3 protein-coding genes are annotated in these 2302 nt (G+C 74.0%); 2 read left to right on the forward strand and 1 reads right to left on the reverse strand.

The window, feature by feature from the left end; all coding sequences use genetic code 11:
- Positions 1 to 205: 205 nt before the first annotated feature.
- Complete coding sequence (locus tag IH13_RS0108380) at positions 206 to 571, reverse strand: SsgA family sporulation/cell division regulator (protein WP_031082476.1); 366 nt, start codon at positions 569 to 571, stop codon at positions 206 to 208.
- A gap of 245 nt (positions 572 to 816) precedes the next feature.
- On the opposite strand from IH13_RS0108380, the gene IH13_RS0108385 reads away from it, so the two are divergent.
- Both IH13_RS0108385 and IH13_RS0108390 read left to right on the forward strand, forming a co-directional pair.
- Complete coding sequence (locus IH13_RS0108385) at positions 817 to 1869, forward strand: energy-coupling factor ABC transporter permease (protein WP_031082479.1); 1053 nt, start codon at positions 817 to 819, stop codon at positions 1867 to 1869.
- 1 nt (position 1870) lies between these two features.
- On the forward strand, positions 1871 to 2302 hold a 432-nt coding region (locus tag IH13_RS0108390; RefSeq protein WP_031082481.1), incomplete at its 3' end, for a CbiQ family ECF transporter T component.

The following is a 2302-nucleotide window of genomic DNA, read 5'->3' on the forward strand; positions in this document are numbered from 1 at the left end:
GGCGGCCGACGGCCCGTCCGACGGCCCGTCGGGAGGGGGGCGCGAGCTGAGCCGCGTCTGATCCCGGAGAACCCCGGGGGCCGCGCCTGAGCGGGACGCGGACCCCGGAGCACCGGTCGCCTGTGGGGACGGGGGACCGGAGTGGCCGATGGCCCCGTGCCGTGTGCACGGGGCCATCGGTGTGCCCGGGCGCGGGCAGGGGTGCTCAGGGCAGAGGGGTGGCCGCTCCGGCCGTGGGGCGGGCCGGGGCCGGCGCGTATGTGCGGCGCAGGAAGCGGAGTACCGGGGCGTTGTCGAGCTGGAACACGGCGACGCCGTCGGGGGCGTGCAGTTCCACCACGAGCTGGGCACGGCCGCACGGCCAGAGCCGGAGCTCGCCGTCGGCGACGGGGGAGCGCAGGCCGTCCTCCAGCACCTCCCGGCCGATCGTCAGCTCGGCGGTGCCCGGGACGCGGAGCCGCACGGTCTGCGGGGCCGCCGTGTCGCAGCTCAGCCGGACGGGGACGAGCCGGGGTTCGGGGCCGTCGGTGACGAGCCGGGCCCGGAGGTGTTCCTGGATCACGAGAGACATTCCGGCTCCTCCTGTGTGCACGTATCTTCCACCCCAATGTCCCATATGTCGCGTTCGACGCATGTGGGGAAGGGTTGTTAGTTGTCTGTTCCCCGCTCTTGCGAACTCTTTGCAACAGGGCCCTATCATTGAGCGGCTGTCGACCCGACCCGGCCCGACGACCGACCCGACCCCGGCCCGACGACCGGCCCGCCCCACCGACCCGTCCCCCGACCCGGCGCCCTCGCCCGAAGCGGAGCCCTTCCATGCATGTACCCGACGGATTCATCAACGCACCTGTCTCCGCGGTGGCGGGCGTGGTCGCCGCCGGGGCGGTCGCGGTCAGCCTGCGCGGAGCGCGGCGGGAGCTCGGGGGAGAGCGCACGGCGCCGCTCGCCGGGCTCGTCGCGGCCTTCATCTTCGCCGTGCAGATGCTGAACTTCCCGGTCGCCGCCGGCACCAGCGGCCATCTCCTGGGCGGGGCGCTCGCCGCGATCCTGGTCGGGCCGTACACCGGGGTGCTCTGCATAGCGGTCGTCCTGCTGATGCAGGGCATCCTCTTCGCCGACGGGGGCCTCACCGCGCTCGGCGTCAACATCACCGTCATGGGCGTCGTCACCGTCGTCGTCGCCTACGCCCTCTTCCGCGGCCTCACCGGGGTGCTGCCGCGCACCCGCCGCTCGACGACCGCGGCGGCGTTCGTGGCCGCGCTGGTCTCCGTACCGGCCGCCGCCGCCGTCTTCACCCTGATCTACGCGATCGGCGGCACCACCGACGTACCCATCGGCAAGGTCCTCACCGCGATGGTCGGCGTGCACGTCCTCATCGGCATCGGCGAGGCCGTGATCACCGCGCTGACCGTCGGTGCCGTGCTCGCGGTGCGCCCCGACCTCGTCCACGGGGCCCGTGGGCTCGCCGCCCCGCTGAAGCTGCGCGTCGACGGTGAACTCGTCGACGCCCCGGCCGCCCCCGCCCCCGCCGCCCGCACCCACTCCACCCGCAAGGTCTGGGCGACCGGTCTGGTCGCCGCCCTCCTCCTCGCCGGGTTCGTCTCCTACTACGCCTCCGCCAGCCCGGACGGCCTGGAGAAGGTCGCCGCCGACAAGGGCATCGACGAGAAGGTCAAGGAGCACGGCGCCGCGAACTCGCCGCTCGCCGACTACGGCGTCAAGGACATCGCCGACGCCCGGATCTCCGGCGGCCTCGCCGGGGTGATCGGGGTAGGCGTCACCGTCGTCGTCGGCAGCGGGGTCTTCTGGGCCGTGCACCGGCGCCGCGTCCGGCAGGAGCCCGCCACCGCCTCCCACGGGTCCGACTGACATGGGCGCGGGCCACGCCCACACGCTCTACCGGCACGGCCACTCGCCGGTCCACCGGCTGCCCCCGCACTGCAAGCTCGTCGCCGTCCTCGGCTTCGTCGTGGTCGTCGTCTCCACACCCCGAGAGGCCCTCTGGGCGTTCGCGCTGTACGCCGTGCTGCTCGCCGCCGTCGCCGCCGTGGCCCGCGTCCCGGCCGGTTTCCTGCTGAAACGGCTGGTCATCGAGGTGCCGTTCGTGGCGTTCGCGCTGCTCATGCCGTTCGTCGTCCCCGGCGAGCAGACCGAGCTGCTCGGCCTCACCGTCAGCGTCCCCGGCCTCTGGGGCGCCTGGAACGTCCTCGCCAAGGGCACGCTCGGCGTCGCCGCCTCCGTGCTGCTGGCCTCCACCACCGAGCTGCGCTCCCTGCTGCTCGGCCTCCAGCGGCTGAGGCTG

Source organism: Streptomyces sp. NRRL WC-3549 (genome assembly GCF_000721935.1).
Lineage (GTDB): Bacteria > Actinomycetota > Actinomycetes > Streptomycetales > Streptomycetaceae > Streptomyces.